The sequence below is a fragment of the Tateyamaria sp. LSS28 genome (assembly GCF_059611725.1).
In genome coordinates this window covers 303,620-319,130 of sequence record NZ_JCAPFI010000001.1, presented here as the reverse complement: position 1 = coordinate 319,130, position 15,511 = coordinate 303,620, and the positions used below count along the sequence as shown (strand labels likewise).

Annotated in this window: 17 protein-coding genes; 13 read left to right on the top strand and 4 right to left on the bottom strand. The window is 60.6% G+C overall.

Features of this window, described 5'->3' with window-relative positions; genetic code table 11:
- Positions 1-10: 10 nt before the first annotated feature.
- The 4 genes from AC53L6_RS01750 to AC53L6_RS01735 all read left to right on the top strand — a co-directional run bounded on the left by AC53L6_RS01750 (position 11) and on the right by AC53L6_RS01735 (position 2,779).
- Complete coding sequence (locus tag AC53L6_RS01750; RefSeq protein WP_299207780.1) at positions 11-469, top strand: RidA family protein; 459 nt, start codon at positions 11-13, stop codon at positions 467-469.
- Complete coding sequence (locus AC53L6_RS01745; protein ID WP_496906580.1) at positions 466-1,233, top strand: glycerophosphodiester phosphodiesterase family protein; 768 nt, start codon at positions 466-468, stop codon at positions 1,231-1,233. The genes AC53L6_RS01750 and AC53L6_RS01745 overlap by 4 nt, the downstream gene beginning before the upstream one ends.
- A gap of 65 nt (positions 1,234-1,298) precedes the next feature.
- Positions 1,299-2,486: a GNAT family N-acetyltransferase gene (locus AC53L6_RS01740; RefSeq protein WP_496906579.1), complete on the top strand. Its 1,188-nt coding sequence runs from the start codon at positions 1,299-1,301 to the stop codon at positions 2,484-2,486.
- Entirely contained in the window at positions 2,483-2,779 is a 297-nt protein-coding gene (locus tag AC53L6_RS01735) for a 4a-hydroxytetrahydrobiopterin dehydratase (protein ID WP_299207771.1), read from the top strand. Before AC53L6_RS01740 ends, AC53L6_RS01735 begins: the two co-directional genes overlap by 4 nt.
- An 81-nt stretch (positions 2,780-2,860) precedes the next feature.
- Here AC53L6_RS01735 and AC53L6_RS01730 read toward each other — a convergent pair whose 3' ends face one another.
- Positions 2,861-3,349 carry a peroxiredoxin gene (locus AC53L6_RS01730; protein WP_299771115.1) on the bottom strand — a complete coding sequence of 163 codons (489 nt, stop codon included), beginning with the start codon at positions 3,347-3,349 and terminating at the stop codon, positions 2,861-2,863.
- A gap of 86 nt (positions 3,350-3,435) precedes the next feature.
- On the opposite strand from AC53L6_RS01730, the gene AC53L6_RS01725 reads away from it, so the two are divergent.
- Positions 3,436-4,638: an NAD(P)/FAD-dependent oxidoreductase gene (locus AC53L6_RS01725; protein WP_496906578.1), complete on the top strand. Its 1,203-nt coding sequence runs from the start codon at positions 3,436-3,438 to the stop codon at positions 4,636-4,638.
- A complete protein-coding gene (gene rsmD, locus AC53L6_RS01720; protein ID WP_299207762.1) occupies positions 4,635-5,180 on the top strand; it encodes a 16S rRNA (guanine(966)-N(2))-methyltransferase RsmD in 546 nt (181 codons plus the stop codon). The genes AC53L6_RS01725 and rsmD overlap by 4 nt, the downstream gene beginning before the upstream one ends.
- Positions 5,181-5,318: 138 nt before the next feature.
- On the opposite strand, the gene map is transcribed toward rsmD, so the two are convergent.
- Together map and sfsA are read right to left on the bottom strand one after the other, a co-directional pair.
- Positions 5,319-6,143 (bottom strand): type I methionyl aminopeptidase, encoded by an 825-nt coding sequence (gene map, locus AC53L6_RS01715; RefSeq protein ID WP_496906577.1) that lies wholly within the window; start codon positions 6,141-6,143, stop codon positions 5,319-5,321.
- 49 nt (positions 6,144-6,192) lie between these two features.
- A complete protein-coding gene (gene sfsA / locus AC53L6_RS01710) occupies positions 6,193-6,897 on the bottom strand; it encodes a DNA/RNA nuclease SfsA (RefSeq protein ID WP_496906576.1) in 705 nt (234 codons plus the stop codon).
- 60 nt (positions 6,898-6,957) lie between these two features.
- Between sfsA and AC53L6_RS01705 the strand changes: the two genes are divergently transcribed.
- The 4 genes from AC53L6_RS01705 to AC53L6_RS01690 are packed head-to-tail and all read left to right on the top strand — an operon-like array spanning position 6,958 to position 9,885.
- A complete protein-coding gene (locus tag AC53L6_RS01705) occupies positions 6,958-7,680 on the top strand; it encodes a competence/damage-inducible protein A (RefSeq protein WP_496906575.1) in 723 nt (240 codons plus the stop codon).
- Positions 7,677-8,399, top strand: coding sequence for a GNAT family N-acetyltransferase (locus AC53L6_RS01700; RefSeq protein ID WP_496906574.1), 723 nt, complete (start codon positions 7,677-7,679; stop codon positions 8,397-8,399). The genes AC53L6_RS01705 and AC53L6_RS01700 overlap by 4 nt, the downstream gene beginning before the upstream one ends.
- Entirely contained in the window at positions 8,396-8,962 is a 567-nt protein-coding gene (locus AC53L6_RS01695) for a peroxidase-related enzyme (RefSeq protein WP_496906573.1), read from the top strand. The genes AC53L6_RS01700 and AC53L6_RS01695 overlap by 4 nt, the downstream gene beginning before the upstream one ends.
- A gap of 2 nt (positions 8,963-8,964) precedes the next feature.
- Entirely contained in the window at positions 8,965-9,885 is a 921-nt protein-coding gene (locus AC53L6_RS01690) for an OmpA family protein (protein WP_496906572.1), read from the top strand.
- Between the two features lie 16 nt (positions 9,886-9,901).
- Here the strand turns inward: AC53L6_RS01690 and AC53L6_RS01685 are convergent, their stop codons facing one another.
- Positions 9,902-10,849, bottom strand: coding sequence for a LysR family transcriptional regulator (locus tag AC53L6_RS01685; RefSeq protein WP_496906571.1), 948 nt, complete (start codon positions 10,847-10,849; stop codon positions 9,902-9,904).
- A 120-nt stretch (positions 10,850-10,969) separates the two neighbouring features.
- On the opposite strand from AC53L6_RS01685, the gene AC53L6_RS01680 reads away from it, so the two are divergent.
- The 3 genes from AC53L6_RS01680 (at position 10,970) to AC53L6_RS01670 (ending at position 15,511) form a co-directional block, all read left to right on the top strand.
- A complete protein-coding gene (locus tag AC53L6_RS01680; protein WP_496906570.1) occupies positions 10,970-11,980 on the top strand; it encodes a TAXI family TRAP transporter solute-binding subunit in 1,011 nt (336 codons plus the stop codon).
- Positions 11,981-12,057: 77 nt separating this feature from the next.
- Positions 12,058-14,271 (top strand): TRAP transporter permease, encoded by a 2,214-nt coding sequence (locus tag AC53L6_RS01675; protein WP_496906569.1) that lies wholly within the window; start codon positions 12,058-12,060, stop codon positions 14,269-14,271.
- Entirely contained in the window at positions 14,258-15,511 is a 1,254-nt protein-coding gene (locus AC53L6_RS01670) for an NAD(P)/FAD-dependent oxidoreductase (protein WP_496906568.1), read from the top strand. Before AC53L6_RS01675 ends, AC53L6_RS01670 begins: the two co-directional genes overlap by 14 nt.

Genomic DNA, 15,511 nt, shown 5'->3' with positions numbered 1-15,511 from the left:
GAGACATCCCATGTCCATCGAATCCCGCTTGTCCGAGCTGGGCGTGACCCTACCAGACGCCCCCGCACCCGCTGCCAATTACGTGCCGTTCGTGCAGGTGGGCGACATCGTCTATGTCTCTGGTCAGATCTCGAACGGACCGGATGGCCTGATCCTGGGCAAGCTCGGCGCCGACATGGACGTCGAGGCCGGGGCGGCAGCAGCAAAAACCTGCGCCATCAGCCTCCTGGCACAGGTCAAGGCGGCCTGCGGTGGCGATATCGACCGGCTTGTGCGCGTGATCAAGTTGACCGGCTTCGTCAATTCGACAGCCGATTTCACGGACCAGCCTAAAGTCATCAACGGTGCGTCGGACTTCCTGGTCGAAGCGCTGGGTGATGCAGGTCGCCACAGCCGTTCTGCTGTCTCTGCCGCGGCTCTCCCGCTGGGCGTGGCGGTCGAGATCGAAGGTATCTTTCAGATCAAATGATCCCTCGTTTGCCCGATGCATTCCTAGGTGCGCCACTGGCGCACCGCGCCCTGCACGATGTCACAGATGGCCGCCCTGAAAACAGCCGCGCCGCCATTCGCGCGGCCATCGACCATGGCTACGGGATCGAAATTGACGTGCAGCTCAGCGCCGACAATCAGGCCATGGTGTTTCACGACTATGCGCTGGACCGTCTGGCCGAAGGGACAGGACCAGTGCGCGTTGTCCCCGCGGGGACACTTGCGCAGACACCGCTGAAAGGCGGGGACGAAGGTATCCCGACCCTGCCCAAAGTGCTTGAGATCGTGGCAGGCCAAGTCCCGTTGCTGATCGAGATCAAGGATCAGGACGGCGCAATGGGCGACGACATTGGCCCGCTGGAGCAGGCAACGGCTGCCGCATTGAATGGCTATGATGGACCCGTCGCCCTCATGTCCTTCAACCCGCACAGCGTGGCGCGCATGGCCGCGCTTTGCCCGGATATTCCACGCGGATTGGTAACCGGTGCCTATGCCGCCGATGACTGGCCTTTGAACGCAGCGACACGCGATCATTTGCGCGGCATCCCGGATTTTGACCGGGTCGGCGCGTCCTTCATCAGCCATGAGGCAGCAGACCTTGCCCGCCAACGTGTCGCAGACCTGAAAGCAGCCGGTGCCAACATCCTCTGTTGGACTATCCGGTCGCTCGCGGAAGAAGCACAAGCGCGCGAGGTCGCACAAAATGTGACCTTTGAAGGCTACCTCGCCCCGCATCCCGGTTGAACCGCGCCGCGCGCGGCACACATTCAGTGGTCGAAGTGCAGGGGAAGGCCCCAGGAAAGACTCACGTGTCCGAACAAGAGATTGAAATCCGCGTGTTGCCCAGCCTGTCCGCCGTCTCGGAAACGGAATGGGATGCCTGCGCCTGCCCCGAGGCAGCAAACGGAGGCAGGCCAAACGACCCTTTCACCACGTACCGCTTTCTCAAAGCACTGGAAGACAGCAACTCGGTCGGGCCCGGCACAGGCTGGCAACCGCAATACCTGCAGGCCATGGCGGCAGGGCAGACCATCGGCTTTGCACCCATGTACGCCAAAAGCCACAGCCAGGGCGAATACATCTTTGACCACAATTGGGCGCACGCGTTCGAACGGGCCGGCGGGCGGTACTATCCCAAGCTGCAAATCGCGGTCCCCCACACGCCCGCAACGGGCCGGAGGTTCCTGACCCACCCGGACTTTCCCGAACTGGGGATGCGCGGGCTAATCTCGGGCGCGGTGCAACTGGGGGAAAACAACAATCTCAGCTCGCTGCACGTGACCTTTTGCACGGAAACTGAGCGGGATTTCGGGGCTGACCTTGGTCTGATGGCCCGGACCACGCAGCAGTTCCACTGGCTGAACGACGGCTACGACACGTTCGACGATTTCCTCGCCTCGCTCTCCAGTCGCAAGCGCAAGAACATCCGCAAGGAGCGGCAGCGGGCGCAGGAGTTCGGCGGCACCATCCACGTGCTGACGGGTGATGACCTGCGGCCTGAACATTGGGATGCATTCTGGCACTTCTACCAGGACACCGGCGCGCGCAAGTGGGGCACGCCTTACCTGACCCGCCGCTTCTTTGACATCGCGCAGGAGACGTTGGCCGATGACATGGCGCTGGTGCTGGCCGAACGTGACGGGCGCTATGTTGCGGGCGCACTCAATTTTTTTGGCGCTCAGGCACTCTTTGGCCGCTATTGGGGATGTATCGAGCATCACCCCTGCTTACATTTTGAGCTGTGCTACTATCAGGCCATCGACATCGCCATCCAACACGGGCTGGCCCGTGTCGAGGCAGGGGCACAGGGCGAACACAAGCTGGCGCGGGGCTATCTGCCGACGCAGACCCACAGCCTGCATTGGTTGGGGGACCCGGGCTTTGCCGACGCGGTCGCCCGCTACCTCGAAGCCGAACGTGAGGCGGTGGAAGAGGAGATCGAAATCCTCACGGACTACGGACCTTTCAAAAAGGTCCAGATCGAGGAACAGGAATGATGGAAAAGCTGAGCGAGGAGACGCGGAGCACGCTGCTGGACCCGCTGCTTGCCACCGGATGGGCGGTAACCGACGGGCGCGATGCGATCCACAAGACCTTTGAATTCGCTGATTTTGTGGATGCGTTTGGATGGATGACCCGCGCGGCCATCTGGGCGGAAAAGTGGGATCACCACCCGGAGTGGTTCAATGTCTACAAGCGGGTCGAGGTAACCCTGACCACGCATGACGTGGGTGGGCTGAGCCCGCTAGACGTGAAACTGGCGCGCAAACTGGACAGCTTGGTCGAGTAGCGCGGGCGAGGCCAATGTGATCCAAATGAAAAAAGGCCCCCGGATCGGGGGCCTTTTGCGTCATATTGATTTTGCGCGGGCTCAGATCGCGTCCAGCAGAGCCTCACCGCCGGATACGTCGCAGACGCCGGGATTCTCTTCTTCCTGCAGAACGGTCACTTTGCCGTCTTCGACAACCATCGCGTAGCGTGTCGAACGGTCATAGAGGCCCACGGGCGGGGCCGTGAACGCACGGCCCATCGCCTTGGTGAAGGTCGCATCGGGATCACCCAGCATGGTGATGCCCGCCTTGGTGGCACCTGTTGCCTCGCCCCAGGCACCCATGACGAAGGGGTCGTTGACCGAAACACAAATCACCTCGTCCACACCCTTGTTGGCAAAGCCATCCTTGGTCCGGATAAAGCTGGGCACATGTGCGGTGCTGCAGGTGCCGGTATAGGCGCCGGGCAGGGCAAAGATCACAACCTTGCGGCCCTTGGTCTTGTCGCTCAGTTTAACCTGTTCGGGGCCTTCATCACCCAAGTGAACAAGTGTCGCGTCGGGCAGCGTGTCGCCTACAGAAATTGCCATTGTTTGCGCCTTTCTTGGAATTGCGTCTGTCTTCCTCTGCGATATAGGCTGCGCTACGGCAAAGGGCGAGGGTAAAGGTGGATGACATGAGCCATGTAGTGGTGATCGGAGCAGGGCAGGCGGGGTCGTCCTGCGTCGCTAAGCTGCGCAATGGTGGGTTCGACGGGCGCGTGACGCTGATCGGGTCCGAGCCCGCTTTGCCCTATCAGCGCCCCCCCCTGTCCAAGGCCTATCTGCTGGGTGAGATGCCGCTTGAGCGGATGTTCCTGCGGCCCGGCAGCTTTTATACCGACAACAAAATCGATCTGCGGACCGGGCAGACCGTGACGGCGATCGATACTGCAGCCCAGACCGTTACGGTTGGGGACGAGGTGTTGGATTATACCGACCTTGTGCTGACCACCGGGTCTGCTCCGCGACGGCTGCCCGCGTCCATCGGTGGTGATCTGGAAGGTGTGTTTACTGTCCGTGATCTTGCAGATGTGGACACGATGGCGCCGTGGTGCAAGGCGGGTAAGACGGCATTGATCGTCGGCGGCGGCTATATCGGGCTTGAGGCGGCAGCGGTGTGCTGCAAGCTTGGCCTGAACGTGGTTCAGGTCGAAATGGCGGATCGCATCTTGCAACGGGTCGCGGCACCACAGACCAGCGACTACTTCAGGGATTTGCACAAGGGTCACGGCGTTGATCTGCGCGAAGGGGTCGGCCTGACCCGGCTGACCGGCGACGGAACGGTTGCGGGGGCAGAGCTGACAGACGGAACTACGCTGGATGTGGACGTTGTGATTGTCGGCGTTGGTATTTCGCCGGGCACCGAACTGGCAGAAGCCGCCGGGATCACCATCGACAATGGCATCGCCACCGATGCCCAGGGCCGCACCTCTGCGCCCCATGTCTGGGCCGCGGGCGATTGCGCATCCTTCCCCTATCACGGCGACCGCATCCGGCTGGAAAGCGTCCCGAACGCTATTGATCAGGCGGAATGCGTGGCGGAAAACATCATGGGGGCAGGTAAGGACTATGTCGCACGCCCCTGGTTCTGGTCCGATCAGTACGACGTGAAGCTGCAGATCGCCGGGCTGAACACCGGTTACGACCGGGTCGTAACGCGGGATGGAGGAGCAGCAAAGTCCTTCTGGTACTACGCCGGTGACAGGCTGCTGGCCGTGGATGCGGCGAATGACCCGCGCGCCTACATGATCGGCAAACGACTGATCGAGGCTGGTAAGTCGGCGGACCCGGCGGTGGTCGCAGACCCCGATGGTGATCTCAAGGCGCTCTTGAAGTGAGGATCATCGCGGGCCGGTGGCGCGGTGTGCCTTTGGCCACCGTGGGCAAGGGCGATCCGGGCGCGCATCTGCGTCCAACGCCCGACCGTGTGCGCGAAAGCCTGTTTTCCATGCTGACCCATCGCGGGGTGATCGAAGGGGCGCATGTGCTGGACCTATTTGCCGGGACGGGCGCCCTGGGGTTCGAAGCATTGTCACGCGGGGCGAAGGCAGCGGTGTTCGTGGAAAACGGCCGGGTCGGACAAAAGCTGATCACGCAGAACATCCAGAAGCTGGAGGCGGGTCACCAAGCGCAGCTGATGCGCGGCGATGCAACGCGGCCCATGGCCTGGGCTGGCGCTCCGTTTGATCTGGTCTTCCTCGACCCACCATATGGCAAGGGGATGGGAGAGAAGGCGTTGAACGCGGTTCGGGACTGGTGCGCGCCCGAGGCCGTGATCGTGTGGGAAGAAAGTACCCCGATGACCGCGCCTGCGGGTTACGGGTTGCTGGACCAACGGCGGTTCGGGAGCACGTACGTCACGCTGCTTGAGAGGCAGTAAGGCGGAGGTAACCTCCGCCCGGCGCACCACAGGTGCGCCTTACAGATGTGGCTATCAGCGCGTCATGCAGATGTACTTCAGGTGCAGCAAGCTGCCCCTTACATGACTGGTAAGGCGGACGTGTCGTCCGCCCTACACTTAACCATAGGTCGGGTGAAATGTGCCTGCCGGCGACAGGGTAAAGATCTCAGCCCCGTCCTCGGTCACACCCACGGAATGCTCAAACTGCGCCGACAAGGATTTGTCGCGGGTCACCGCAGTCCAATCGTCAGCCAGCGTCTTGGTCTCCGGACGGCCAAGGTTCACCATCGGTTCGATGGTGAAGAACATGCCGGGCTCAAGTACGGCCCCCGTTCCCGGACGGCCATAGTGCAGCACGTTGGGCGGTGAATGAAACACGCGGCCCAGCCCGTGCCCGCAGAAGTCGCGCACGACGGACATGCGGTGGCTTTCGACAAAGCTCTGGATGGCATAGCCAATGTCGCCAAAGGTGTTGCCGGGCTTCACCGCTTCGATCCCGCGCATCAGGCTGTCATGGGTGACCTCGATCAGGCGCTCGGCCTTGCGGGGCAGTCTGCCCGCCACGAACATGCGGCTCGTATCACCGTACCAGCCATCGACAATGACCGTTACGTCGATGTTCAGAATGTCACCATCTTTCAGAACCTTGTCGCCGGGAATGCCGTGGCAGACAACATGGTTCACACTGATGCAGCTGGCGTGCTGATAACCCTTGTACCCGATGGTGGCCGAGGTTGCGCCAGCCGCCTCGACCAAGTCGGTGATGGTCTTGTCGATGGCACCCGTCGTTTGACCCGGAAACACGTGGGCCGACATTGCGTCCAGAATCTCGGCCGCAAGCCGCCCTGCCGCGTGCATCCCGGCAAAGTCCGAAGGGTCATAGATGCGTATACCGTCCTTGGTCAGACGGCCACGAGTATCATGGTCCAAAGCGCGCTCCATAGCGTTCACCTGTCAAACATACTGCACTGCGGCAATAAGGGCCAGTGGGTCAGATGACCACGGCCAACGGCCCACCCAATTGTACGCCGGCGGGCGTAATATGGGAGCCAAGGCACAGGGTTTCCACCCCCGCCCCGGATGCGGCCGCATACGCAGCAGCATATCCCGGATCGATGTCGCTGGCGAGGGTGAAGCGATCACAATCTGTACGCTGCACCAGATACAGCATCACCGCCCGATGCCCGGCGCCCACCATGCGGGATAGTTCCTGCAAGTGCTTCGCCCCACGGGCGGTTACGGAATCGGGAAACTCAGCCAGACCGTTCTGACGGGACAGGGTCACCGACTTCACTTCGACATAGGCGTCCGACACCCCGTCGCCTTGCAGCAGAAAGTCGATCCTGCTGCCCTCGCCATATTTCTGCTCGGGTCGCACCGTTGTGTACACATCAAAACCCGGCACCTCGCGTGCTTCAAACGCGGCACGCAGGGCCTTGTTCGGCACCGATGTGTCCACGCCGGTGAAGTGCCCGCTCTCATGTTCAACCAAGCGCCAGCCGAATTTCAGCTTCTTTTTCGGGTCGTCATTGGGTTCCAGCCAGATCCGCATGCCTGGGTCGGCCAGCCCCATCATCGAGCCGGGATTGGCGCAATGCGCCACCACCTCGCGCCCATCCTCCAACCGGCAATCGGCCAGAAAGCGTTTGTAGCGGCGGATCAGGGTGGCGGGCACAAGTTCGGTTTGAAAGCGCATGGGGGCAGGCCTATACCGTGACTGGCCCCTCAACAAGACGGGTCAAGAAGGAAGCACAAGATGCCGAACCCCACCGCCGCCATGCTGGTGATCGGAGACGAGATCCTCTCGGGCCGCACCCGCGATGCCAACATGCACCATCTTGCCGGCCAATTGACCGAACACGGTATCGACCTGAAAGAGGTGCGCGTCGTCAGCGATGACCAAGACGCGATTGCTGCAGCGGTCCGTGCTTTGTCAGGCGCGTACGATACCGTATTTACGTCCGGCGGCATTGGCCCCACCCATGATGACATCACGGCTGACTGCATCGCGGCGGCCTTTGACACGCATATCGACATCCGTGATGACGCCCGTGCCATTCTGGCCGAACACTATGCAAAATCCGGCACTGAACTGAATACCGCGCGCCTGCGCATGGCGCGCATCCCTGATGGAGCTGCCCTGATCGACAATCCGGTGTCCGCCGCGCCGGGCTTCACAATCCAGAACGTTCACGTCATGGCGGGCGTGCCATCGGTGTTTCAGGCCATGGTCGCTTCTGTCCTGCCGACCTTGACGGGTGGCGCGCCCCTCATTTCGAAAACCCTGCGGATCGAGCGGGGTGAGGGCGATATCGCGGGTCCATTGGGCGAATTGGCGGCGGCCCACCCTGATCTCAGCATCGGCTCATATCCCTTTATCCAGAACGGGCGCTTTGGGGCCAATGTCGTCATTCGCGGCACAGATGGGGCCGAAGTGGATGCGGCCCTCAGCACATTGTCGGATCACTTCCCGGCATGACTGACACGGCCGCGTTCTACGCTGCCATTGATGGCACATGGCCTGCGGCAAAGGTAACGCGCGCCGGACCGTGGGCTATCCGCGATGGTCAGGGCGGTGGCAAACGGGTGTCTGCGGCAACGGCTGAGGGGCCGGTAGCCAAACCTGACCTCGCCGTTGCAGAAGCCGCAATGCGGGATATTGGTCAGGCCCCGCTTTTCATGGTGCGACAGGATGAGGACGCGCTTGACCATCTGCTCGACGCCCACGGCTACACCATTGTTGACCCCACGAACGGCTACATTGCACCTGTTGCGACGCTGACCGATATCCCCATCCCGCGCGTCACCGCCTTCTCCATCTGGGAACCCCTGGCGATCATGGAAGACATCTGGGCCGCAGGCGGCATCGGTCCCGCCCGCCTGGCTGTGATGCACAGGACCAAGACAAAAACAGCCATCCTCGCCCGGCACAAGGACAAACCGGCGGGCACCGCATTCGCAGCCATCCACGATGGCATCGCCATGGTGCACGCGGTTGAGGTGCTGGCCCACCAGCGCCGACAGGGCGTCGCGCAGTGGATCATGCGGCGCGCGGCGTTCTGGGCGGCGGAAAATGGCGCAGATCGGATCGCCGTGCTGACCACAGCGGCGAATGGTCCCGCCAATGCGCTTTATCGGGGGTTGGGGTTCCGACAGGTCTGTGGCTATCATTACCGCACAGCGCCGGAGACCACATGACACACCAGCCCACCGCCCTCGACCTGCCCATGGTCGATCCCCTGCCCGAGGCCACGCAGAAGTATTTCGATGTGTGCATGGACAAGCTGGGCATGGTCCCGAATGTGTTGAAAGCGCATGCGTTCGACATCGACAAGCTGAATGCCTTTACCGGGCTCTACAACGACCTGATGCTGGCCGATAGCGGGCTGTCAAAGCTCGAACGCGAGATGGTGGCCGTCGTCGTCAGTGCCACGAACCGCTGCTACTACTGCCTGACGGCCCATGGGGCAGCGGTGCGCCAACTGTCGGGAAACCCGGAACTGGGCGAACAACTGGTGATGAACTGGCGTGTAGCGGATGTCACGCCACGCCAGCGCGCCATGCTGGAGTTTGCGGAAAAGGTCACCGTAGTCTCCGCCCGGATCGAGGAACTGGACAGACAGGTCTTGCGCGATCACGGGCTAAGTGATCGTGACATCTGGGACCTGATCAACGTGGCGGCCTTCTTCAACATGTCCAACCGCGTGGCGAGTGCTACTGCTATGAGGCCGAACCCCGAATACCATGGGCAGGCGCGTTGAACATGCGGGTCTGCTTGACGGCTTTGGGATGCATACTGGCAGGGCCCGTCCTCGCCCTGCAACTCGAACTGCCCTCAAACGCCCGCCAGACGGCTGCGCGCGACAGCGTGTTGGACCGCGTGTCGGTCGCCACCGCGCCCTATGCAGACGGGCAGGTGGCAGCGGAACGCATTGATGGTCCCGTGCAGCGGCGCAGCTACCGTATTCCGTCACCGGGGCTGACACCCCTGCAAATCCTGGCTCCGCTGCGCGCGCAATTGGCTGATGCGGGCTATGACACTTTGCTCGATTGCGACGCGAATGCATGCGGCGGTTTTGATTTCCGTTTTGGAATTGATGTGCTGCCCGCGCCCAACATGTATGTGAATGTGCGCGCTTACCACTTCCTAAGTGCGCGCCATCCGCGCACAGGGGATGCCGTGTGGCTGCTGGCCAGCACGGCGCCTGATGCGGGGTATCTGCAAGTGGTGCAGGTGGGCGCGCAAGAGGCTGCCGTACCAACGACCCCATCCCCGACTGCAGACATCCCCGTGGCTCCAACCGCAAATCTGGGTCAATCCCTTCTCACGTCCGGATCGGCCATTCTGCGCAGCCTCGACTTCGCAACTGGCACCACTGACCTTGGTGAAGGGCGTGCGCCCGAGCTCGAACAGATCGCCCAGCTGATGGAGAACCGCCCCAACCTGCGCATCGCCATCGTCGGGCATACGGATACTGTCGGCGGGCTTGAAGCGAACATCGCCATTTCCCGCGCCCGGGCGAGCGCGGTCCGGGATCGCCTGATCGAACGTTATGATGTCTCACCAAACCGGATCGAGGCAGGCGGCATGGGGTATCTGTCACCGGTGGCAAGCAACCTCACCGCAGCGGGGCGCGAAGCGAACCGGCGGGTTGAGGTGATTGTGGTGGGGGAGGAAAACTGAGGGGCCACTCTCTGGGCTAAGCCTTACCTTCAAATCGTGGATTGAACCCAGAGCTGTCCAGCAGTTTCATAACTTCTGCCTGCCATGCCCCGAGCAGGTTCCTGGCGATTACCGAAATCGGTCGATAGCGAGGAGAGTAGATCGCATAGTAGTACCTGATCGGGTCTGCCATCGGACGAATTGCAATGCCCCCGACCATTGGTGCATCCGCATTGACAAGAAAAACCGACAGCGGGTCCAACACGGTGCAGCAACGGCCCGCAGTGACGAAATGCAGGATTGGCAAGAAAGTTTGGCTTTCAATCGTTGCCCGCAGCGACAAGCTTTCAGCTGCAAATCGGTTCGCAAGATCCTGGGTCTGCCGATGCGATTGCGGCAAGGTGCCCAGTGGCTGACCATCAAGGTCCGCAAAACTGATTTCGGATTTTCGCGCGAGCGGGTGGTTTTCCGGCACGGCCACCGGGCAGTCGGCGCTTATGACAACTGAACGATACAGGTTTTCCTCGGGTTCAGTGTTTGCGGCATCGGCAAAGCCAAAGTCGATGGACTGCGCGCGCGTGAGTTCAGCGATCTGGTTGGACGTTCGGGCCTGGATCGAGATGGAGATGCCCTCAGTATCGCTTACATTTGAAGCAATGAATTTCGGAAAGATCAGCGAGACCGGGCCTGGCATGGCAGCCACTTTCAGAGTCCCGCTGTGACCGTCTGAAAGACTGCGCATGGTCTGCCGCACGCGGTTGAGCTGCGAAAGAATTGCGTCGGCCTCGGTCAGAAGATACTGGGCTTCCGGCACCGGGATCAGTTTTCTTCCTCGTCTTTCAAAGAGTTGCAGTCCAAGTTGATCTTCGAGCGCCTTTATTGCGGCGCTCACTGCGGGCTGCGTCCGGCCCAGTTTGGTTGCCGCGTCGGACAACGAGGCGGATGTCATGACGGCTTGAAATGTCGATATCTGGGTAAAGTTCATAGTCACCTTATAAACTAAATCTATCAAAACACAGATTAATAAAATTGGAATTTATTTATTCGGCTGTCTAGGCTTCTTCGCATGACACGCTTTCAGAAGTCTGTTCACAGGGAGTATATAATGAACAAATCATCAAAACTTTTGGCTTTTGCTGTCGCCGCAACGTTGAGTGCAGGCACAGCCTTTGCACAGGACCCGACATTTTTCCGGATCGGCACAGGCAGTGCGGGCGGCACCTATTTCCCGATTGGGGGCACCATCGCAAACGGCATTTCAGCGCCTCCGGGATCGCGGCCCTGCGATGAAGGCGGCCAATGCGGCGTGCCGGGCCTGATCGCAATTGCTCAGTCGACCACGGCGTCGGTCTTCAACAACACCGCCGTGCAGAACGGCGAGTTGGAGGCGGGTATGGCCGCCGCGGACGTGACGCGCTCGATGTATTTGGGCGAGGGCAAGTTCGACGGCAAGCCGCATGAAAAGCTGCGGGTCGTTGCGAACCTCTATCCCGAAGACCTCCATCTGGTTCTGCCCGAAGGTGCAAGCATCGCGTCACTGTCCGATCTCGAAGGCAAGCGCGTCGGCATCGCGCAGGCTGGTTCTGGCACGCAGGTCGCTGTCGAGATGATGCTGGCCGAATGGGACCTGAACCGCGACAACTACGACGAGGCTGAATTGAACAACTCGCAATCCGCTGAACGTCTCGCCGATGGTCAGCTGGACGCCTACTTCTACGCGGCGGGCTGGCCCGTCTCGGCGATGGTTCAACTGGCCACAACCAAGGGCATGGAGCTTCACACGTTCACCGAAGCGGATCTCGCCAAGATCAACGAGGTCATCCCGGCCTACATCCCGTCGATGATCCCGGCAGGCGTGTACGAAGGCATCGACTACGATGTGAAAACGCCTGCGGTGTCCGCGCTTCTGGTGGTGTCGTCCGACCTATCCGAAGAGCTTGTTTACGGCATCACTGCTGCGCTGTGGAACGACAACACGCGCAAGCTCCTGGACAACGGGCACGCGAAGGGCAAGCAGATCACACCGGACACGGCGCTTGACGGCATCGCTGCTCTGGGCGTGCCGCTGCATGCCGGTGCAGAGAAGTTCTACAAGGAAGCCGGGCTTCTCGAATAACCTCCCAACAGAAACGGACGGCCATAGCCGTCCGTTTCTTTTTTGATCAACGACATTCGACCTAAGGAGGGCGCGTCATGAGCGATCCGCGATCAGAAGACGTGCGCGAGTTGACGGAAGCTGAGCTCGCAGCGATCGAAGAAAAATACGATGAAGGGGCCGCAACCCGCTCGGTCACACCGGTCTTCGGCAAATTCCTTCGCTACGTCGCCCTCACCTTCGCCGTGTACCACTACCTTACCGCAGGTTTCGCGCTCCCGCCGGACTATTGGCACATGGGCTGGCATCTATCGGGTCTCTTTATTCTAACCTATTCCTTCTATCCGTTGATCAAAACGAAGACCTCATTTGATCTGAATACCGGCACCTTGCGCCTTGGCGGCGTGCCTTACCTTGACATCATCCTGATGATCCTCGGCGTCGCATCGGCGCTATACCTTGGCTTTGCGTGGCGCGGCGTCGCCTGGCTGGGGGTTGAGGAGATGACCTTCCGGATGGGCAATCCGAACGGCTTTGACATGCTGTTCGGCTGCATCCTGATCGTGCTTGTCCTCGACATTGCGCGACGCACCCTGGGCTGGATCTTGCCTTTGATCATCAGCGTTTTCATCTGCTACGCGCTGTTCGGGCCGATCTTTCCGGGCCTGCTTCAACACCCGGGCGTGAAGTTCAACACGTTCGTCTCGTCGATGTACTTCCCGCAGGAAGGCATCTTTGGTGTCACGCTTTGGGTCGTATCGACCATCGTGTTCCACTTTGTGCTCTTTGGCGTAATCGCCCAACGCACCGGTCTCGGGCAGCTCTTTATCGACAACGCCACCATCCTCGCAGGCCGCTATACCGGCGGTCCGGCGAAGGTGTCGGTCGTGTCTTCGGCCTTCTTCGGTACCATTTCTGGCTCATCGGTCGCGAACACGGTTTCCACTGGTGCGCTGACCATCCCGAACATGAAACGGCTGGGCTATCCGGGCCACTTTGCAGGTGGTGTCGAGGCTGCGGCCTCGGCAGGCGGTCAGATCACGCCGCCCATCATGGGGGCCGCGGCCTTCATCATGGCAGAGTTTCTCGAGGTGCCTTACACCACGATCGTCATCGCCGCGATCTTCCCGGCCCTGCTGCACTACGTCGGCGTCTTTACTGTTGTCCACCTGATGGCCCGCCGCCTCGGGCTGAAGGGGCTGACGAAGGACGCACTGCCGCAGCTTGGCGCGGTCTGGCGTGACGGCTGGGCCAACATCGTCCCGCTGGTCGGGCTGCTGGTCGTGCTGTTTTCGGGCTACACACCCTATATGTCGGCGTTCTGCGGCATCTCGTTGGCCATCATCGCGGGGATGAGCCGGATGAAAGTGCCGATCACACTGGTTTACGCCGCCGCTTTCATCGCCTTCGTCGCCTGGAAATACTTGGGCGGCGGATTTGACCTGACCATGTCGATCATCCTGATCGGCGGTGCGGTCCTTGCGACACTCAATCCGCAACATCGCACCACGCTGTCTGAAATGGCGGACACGTTCGAGACCGGCGTAAAATATGCGCTAGCGGTCGGCGCAGCCTCGGCAGCGGTGGGCATTGTCATCGGTGTCATCAACACAACGGGTGTCGGCTTCCGCATCGGCTTCATGGTCACACAGGCGGCTACCAACCTTGGCAATGACCTGATCTGGCTGTTCCAGTTCGGCGCCTATGAACTTTTTACTGTCGAAGACCTGACACTGTTCATTAGCCTCGTCTTTATTGCACTGGCCTGCATCCTGATGGGTGCAGGCGTGCCGACAACTGCGCTCTACATCATGCTCGTATCGGTCGCCCAACCGGCATTGGCACAGCTTGGTATCCCGCCGATTGCGTCGCACATGTTCGTGCTCTACTACGGCGTGGTGGCCGAGATTACGCCGCCGGTCTGCACCTCGGCCTACGCCGCCGCAGCGATCGCAAACTCAAACCCGTTCCGAACGGGGATCAGCGCCTTCACACTCGGCCTTGGAAAGGTCGTCGCGCCAATGGCATTCGTCTATGCACCCGTGCTGCTTTTCGTGTCGTCCACTGGCTTCGACCTATGGGAATTCTCCTACACCGCCGCAAGCTGCATCGCAGGTGTTATCTCTTTGTCAGCCGCGGTCGTGGGCTATTGGCTTGCACCAATGGGCGCGATTTTCCGTGTTCTGCTGGCCATCGCTGGCTTGGTGTTTATCGCGCCCTCCCTCCAGGCCGATCTGGTCGCACTTTTGATCGCGGCGCCCGCAATCATTAGTCAGGCTATCGCACGAAGAAGCGCCAATGCCGCAGCCTGACAACAGAACGCCTGTCATTGTCCTCGGTGCAGGCATTGTCGGTATCTGCACAGCGCTATCGCTGCTTGAAAAGGGCGTTCCGGTCACGCTGATAGACAAGGGCGAGCCCGGCCAGGAAACTTCGATGGGCAATGCAGGGGTGGTATCACCCTGGTCGATCATCCCGCAGTCGTTGCCCGGCACGTGGAAATCGATCCCAAAACTCATGTTTGGCTACGGGCGACCTTTGTCCATCCACCCAAGGTCCCTGCTGAAAATGATCCCGTGGGGCCTCAGCTTCCTTCGCGGTGGGCGTGAAGAAAATGTTCGTGCCAGCGCCGAGGCTATGTCCCATCTTTGCGGACCATCCATCGAACTGTATCAAAGGCATTTGGCGGGAACTGGGCACGAGGGGCTGATTACTGACAGCATGTATGTACATGCGTTTCGTGATGGCGGCCGTGCCAATCTGCAATCCATCGACTATCTTATTCGGAGCGAGATGGGCGCCGATCTGGAGCTTGTTGGAAAGAACCGGCTGGCTGAAATCGAACCCGAACTCGGTCCGGACTTTAACGCTGCCGTCCTGATAAAAGGGCAAGCGCGCATGCGTTCGCCAGGCAGATTGGGGCATGTATTGGCAGAGAAGGCCCTTGAGATGGGCGCGGCGTATAAACGGACAATGGCCAAGCGGATCCATCGCACTGACAAGAGCCACTGGGAGGTTGAGTGCGACGACGGAATTCTCCGGGCACAGCGCATCATTCTTTGTCTGGGTGCATGGAGCCCCAGTCTCCTGGCCGATCTTGGCATGTCCGTTCCGCTGATGGCCGAGCGTGGCTATCATGTCGAGTTCTGCGATCCCGGCATCGAGATCAACAATTCGGTTATGGATGTAGACGCGAAATTCGTGGCCAGCAGTATGGAGAACGGCGTGCGTGTTGCCGGTCAGGCTGAGTTTGCACCTGTTGACGCACCACCGACGAAACGTCGTAAACAGCAATTGATTAACGTAGCCGTGTCCGCGTTCCCGAACTTGCGCACGGATGACACAACATTCTGGATGGGCCGACGCCCATCTTTTCCAGACAGCCTGCCCGCGCTCGGGCCAGTCACGGATCAGCCAGGGCTTTTCGTGAACTTTGGCCACTCGCATTATGGCCTGATGATGGCTCCCAAGTCAGGTGACATACTTGCCAGAACGGTATGCAGCGAACCGGAGAACATCAGCCTCAGCGCCTACGCGCTGGATCGCTTCTGA

Excerpts from the sequence above, each read along its gene's own strand:
- AC53L6_RS01750 (WP_299207780.1), top strand. The coding sequence starts at position 11 with ATGTCCATCGAATCCCGCTTGTCCGAGCTGGGCGTGACCCTACCAGAC.
- AC53L6_RS01745 (WP_496906580.1), top strand. The coding sequence starts at position 466 with ATGATCCCTCGTTTGCCCGATGCATTCCTAGGTGCGCCACTGGCGCAC.
- AC53L6_RS01735 (WP_299207771.1), top strand. The coding sequence starts at position 2,483 with ATGATGGAAAAGCTGAGCGAGGAGACGCGGAGCACGCTGCTGGACCCG.
- AC53L6_RS01730 (WP_299771115.1), bottom strand. The coding sequence starts at position 3,349 with ATGGCAATTTCTGTAGGCGACACGCTGCCCGACGCGACACTTGTTCAC.
- AC53L6_RS01725 (WP_496906578.1), top strand. The coding sequence starts at position 3,436 with ATGAGCCATGTAGTGGTGATCGGAGCAGGGCAGGCGGGGTCGTCCTGC.
- map (WP_496906577.1), bottom strand. The coding sequence starts at position 6,143 with ATGGAGCGCGCTTTGGACCATGATACTCGTGGCCGTCTGACCAAGGAC.
- sfsA (WP_496906576.1), bottom strand. The coding sequence starts at position 6,897 with ATGCGCTTTCAAACCGAACTTGTGCCCGCCACCCTGATCCGCCGCTAC.
- AC53L6_RS01705 (WP_496906575.1), top strand. The coding sequence starts at position 6,958 with ATGCCGAACCCCACCGCCGCCATGCTGGTGATCGGAGACGAGATCCTC.
- AC53L6_RS01700 (WP_496906574.1), top strand. The coding sequence starts at position 7,677 with ATGACTGACACGGCCGCGTTCTACGCTGCCATTGATGGCACATGGCCT.
- AC53L6_RS01695 (WP_496906573.1), top strand. The coding sequence starts at position 8,396 with ATGACACACCAGCCCACCGCCCTCGACCTGCCCATGGTCGATCCCCTG.
- AC53L6_RS01690 (WP_496906572.1), top strand. The coding sequence starts at position 8,965 with ATGCGGGTCTGCTTGACGGCTTTGGGATGCATACTGGCAGGGCCCGTC.
- AC53L6_RS01685 (WP_496906571.1), bottom strand. The coding sequence starts at position 10,849 with ATGAACTTTACCCAGATATCGACATTTCAAGCCGTCATGACATCCGCC.
- AC53L6_RS01680 (WP_496906570.1), top strand. The coding sequence starts at position 10,970 with ATGAACAAATCATCAAAACTTTTGGCTTTTGCTGTCGCCGCAACGTTG.
- AC53L6_RS01675 (WP_496906569.1), top strand. The coding sequence starts at position 12,058 with ATGAGCGATCCGCGATCAGAAGACGTGCGCGAGTTGACGGAAGCTGAG.
- AC53L6_RS01670 (WP_496906568.1), top strand. The coding sequence starts at position 14,258 with ATGCCGCAGCCTGACAACAGAACGCCTGTCATTGTCCTCGGTGCAGGC.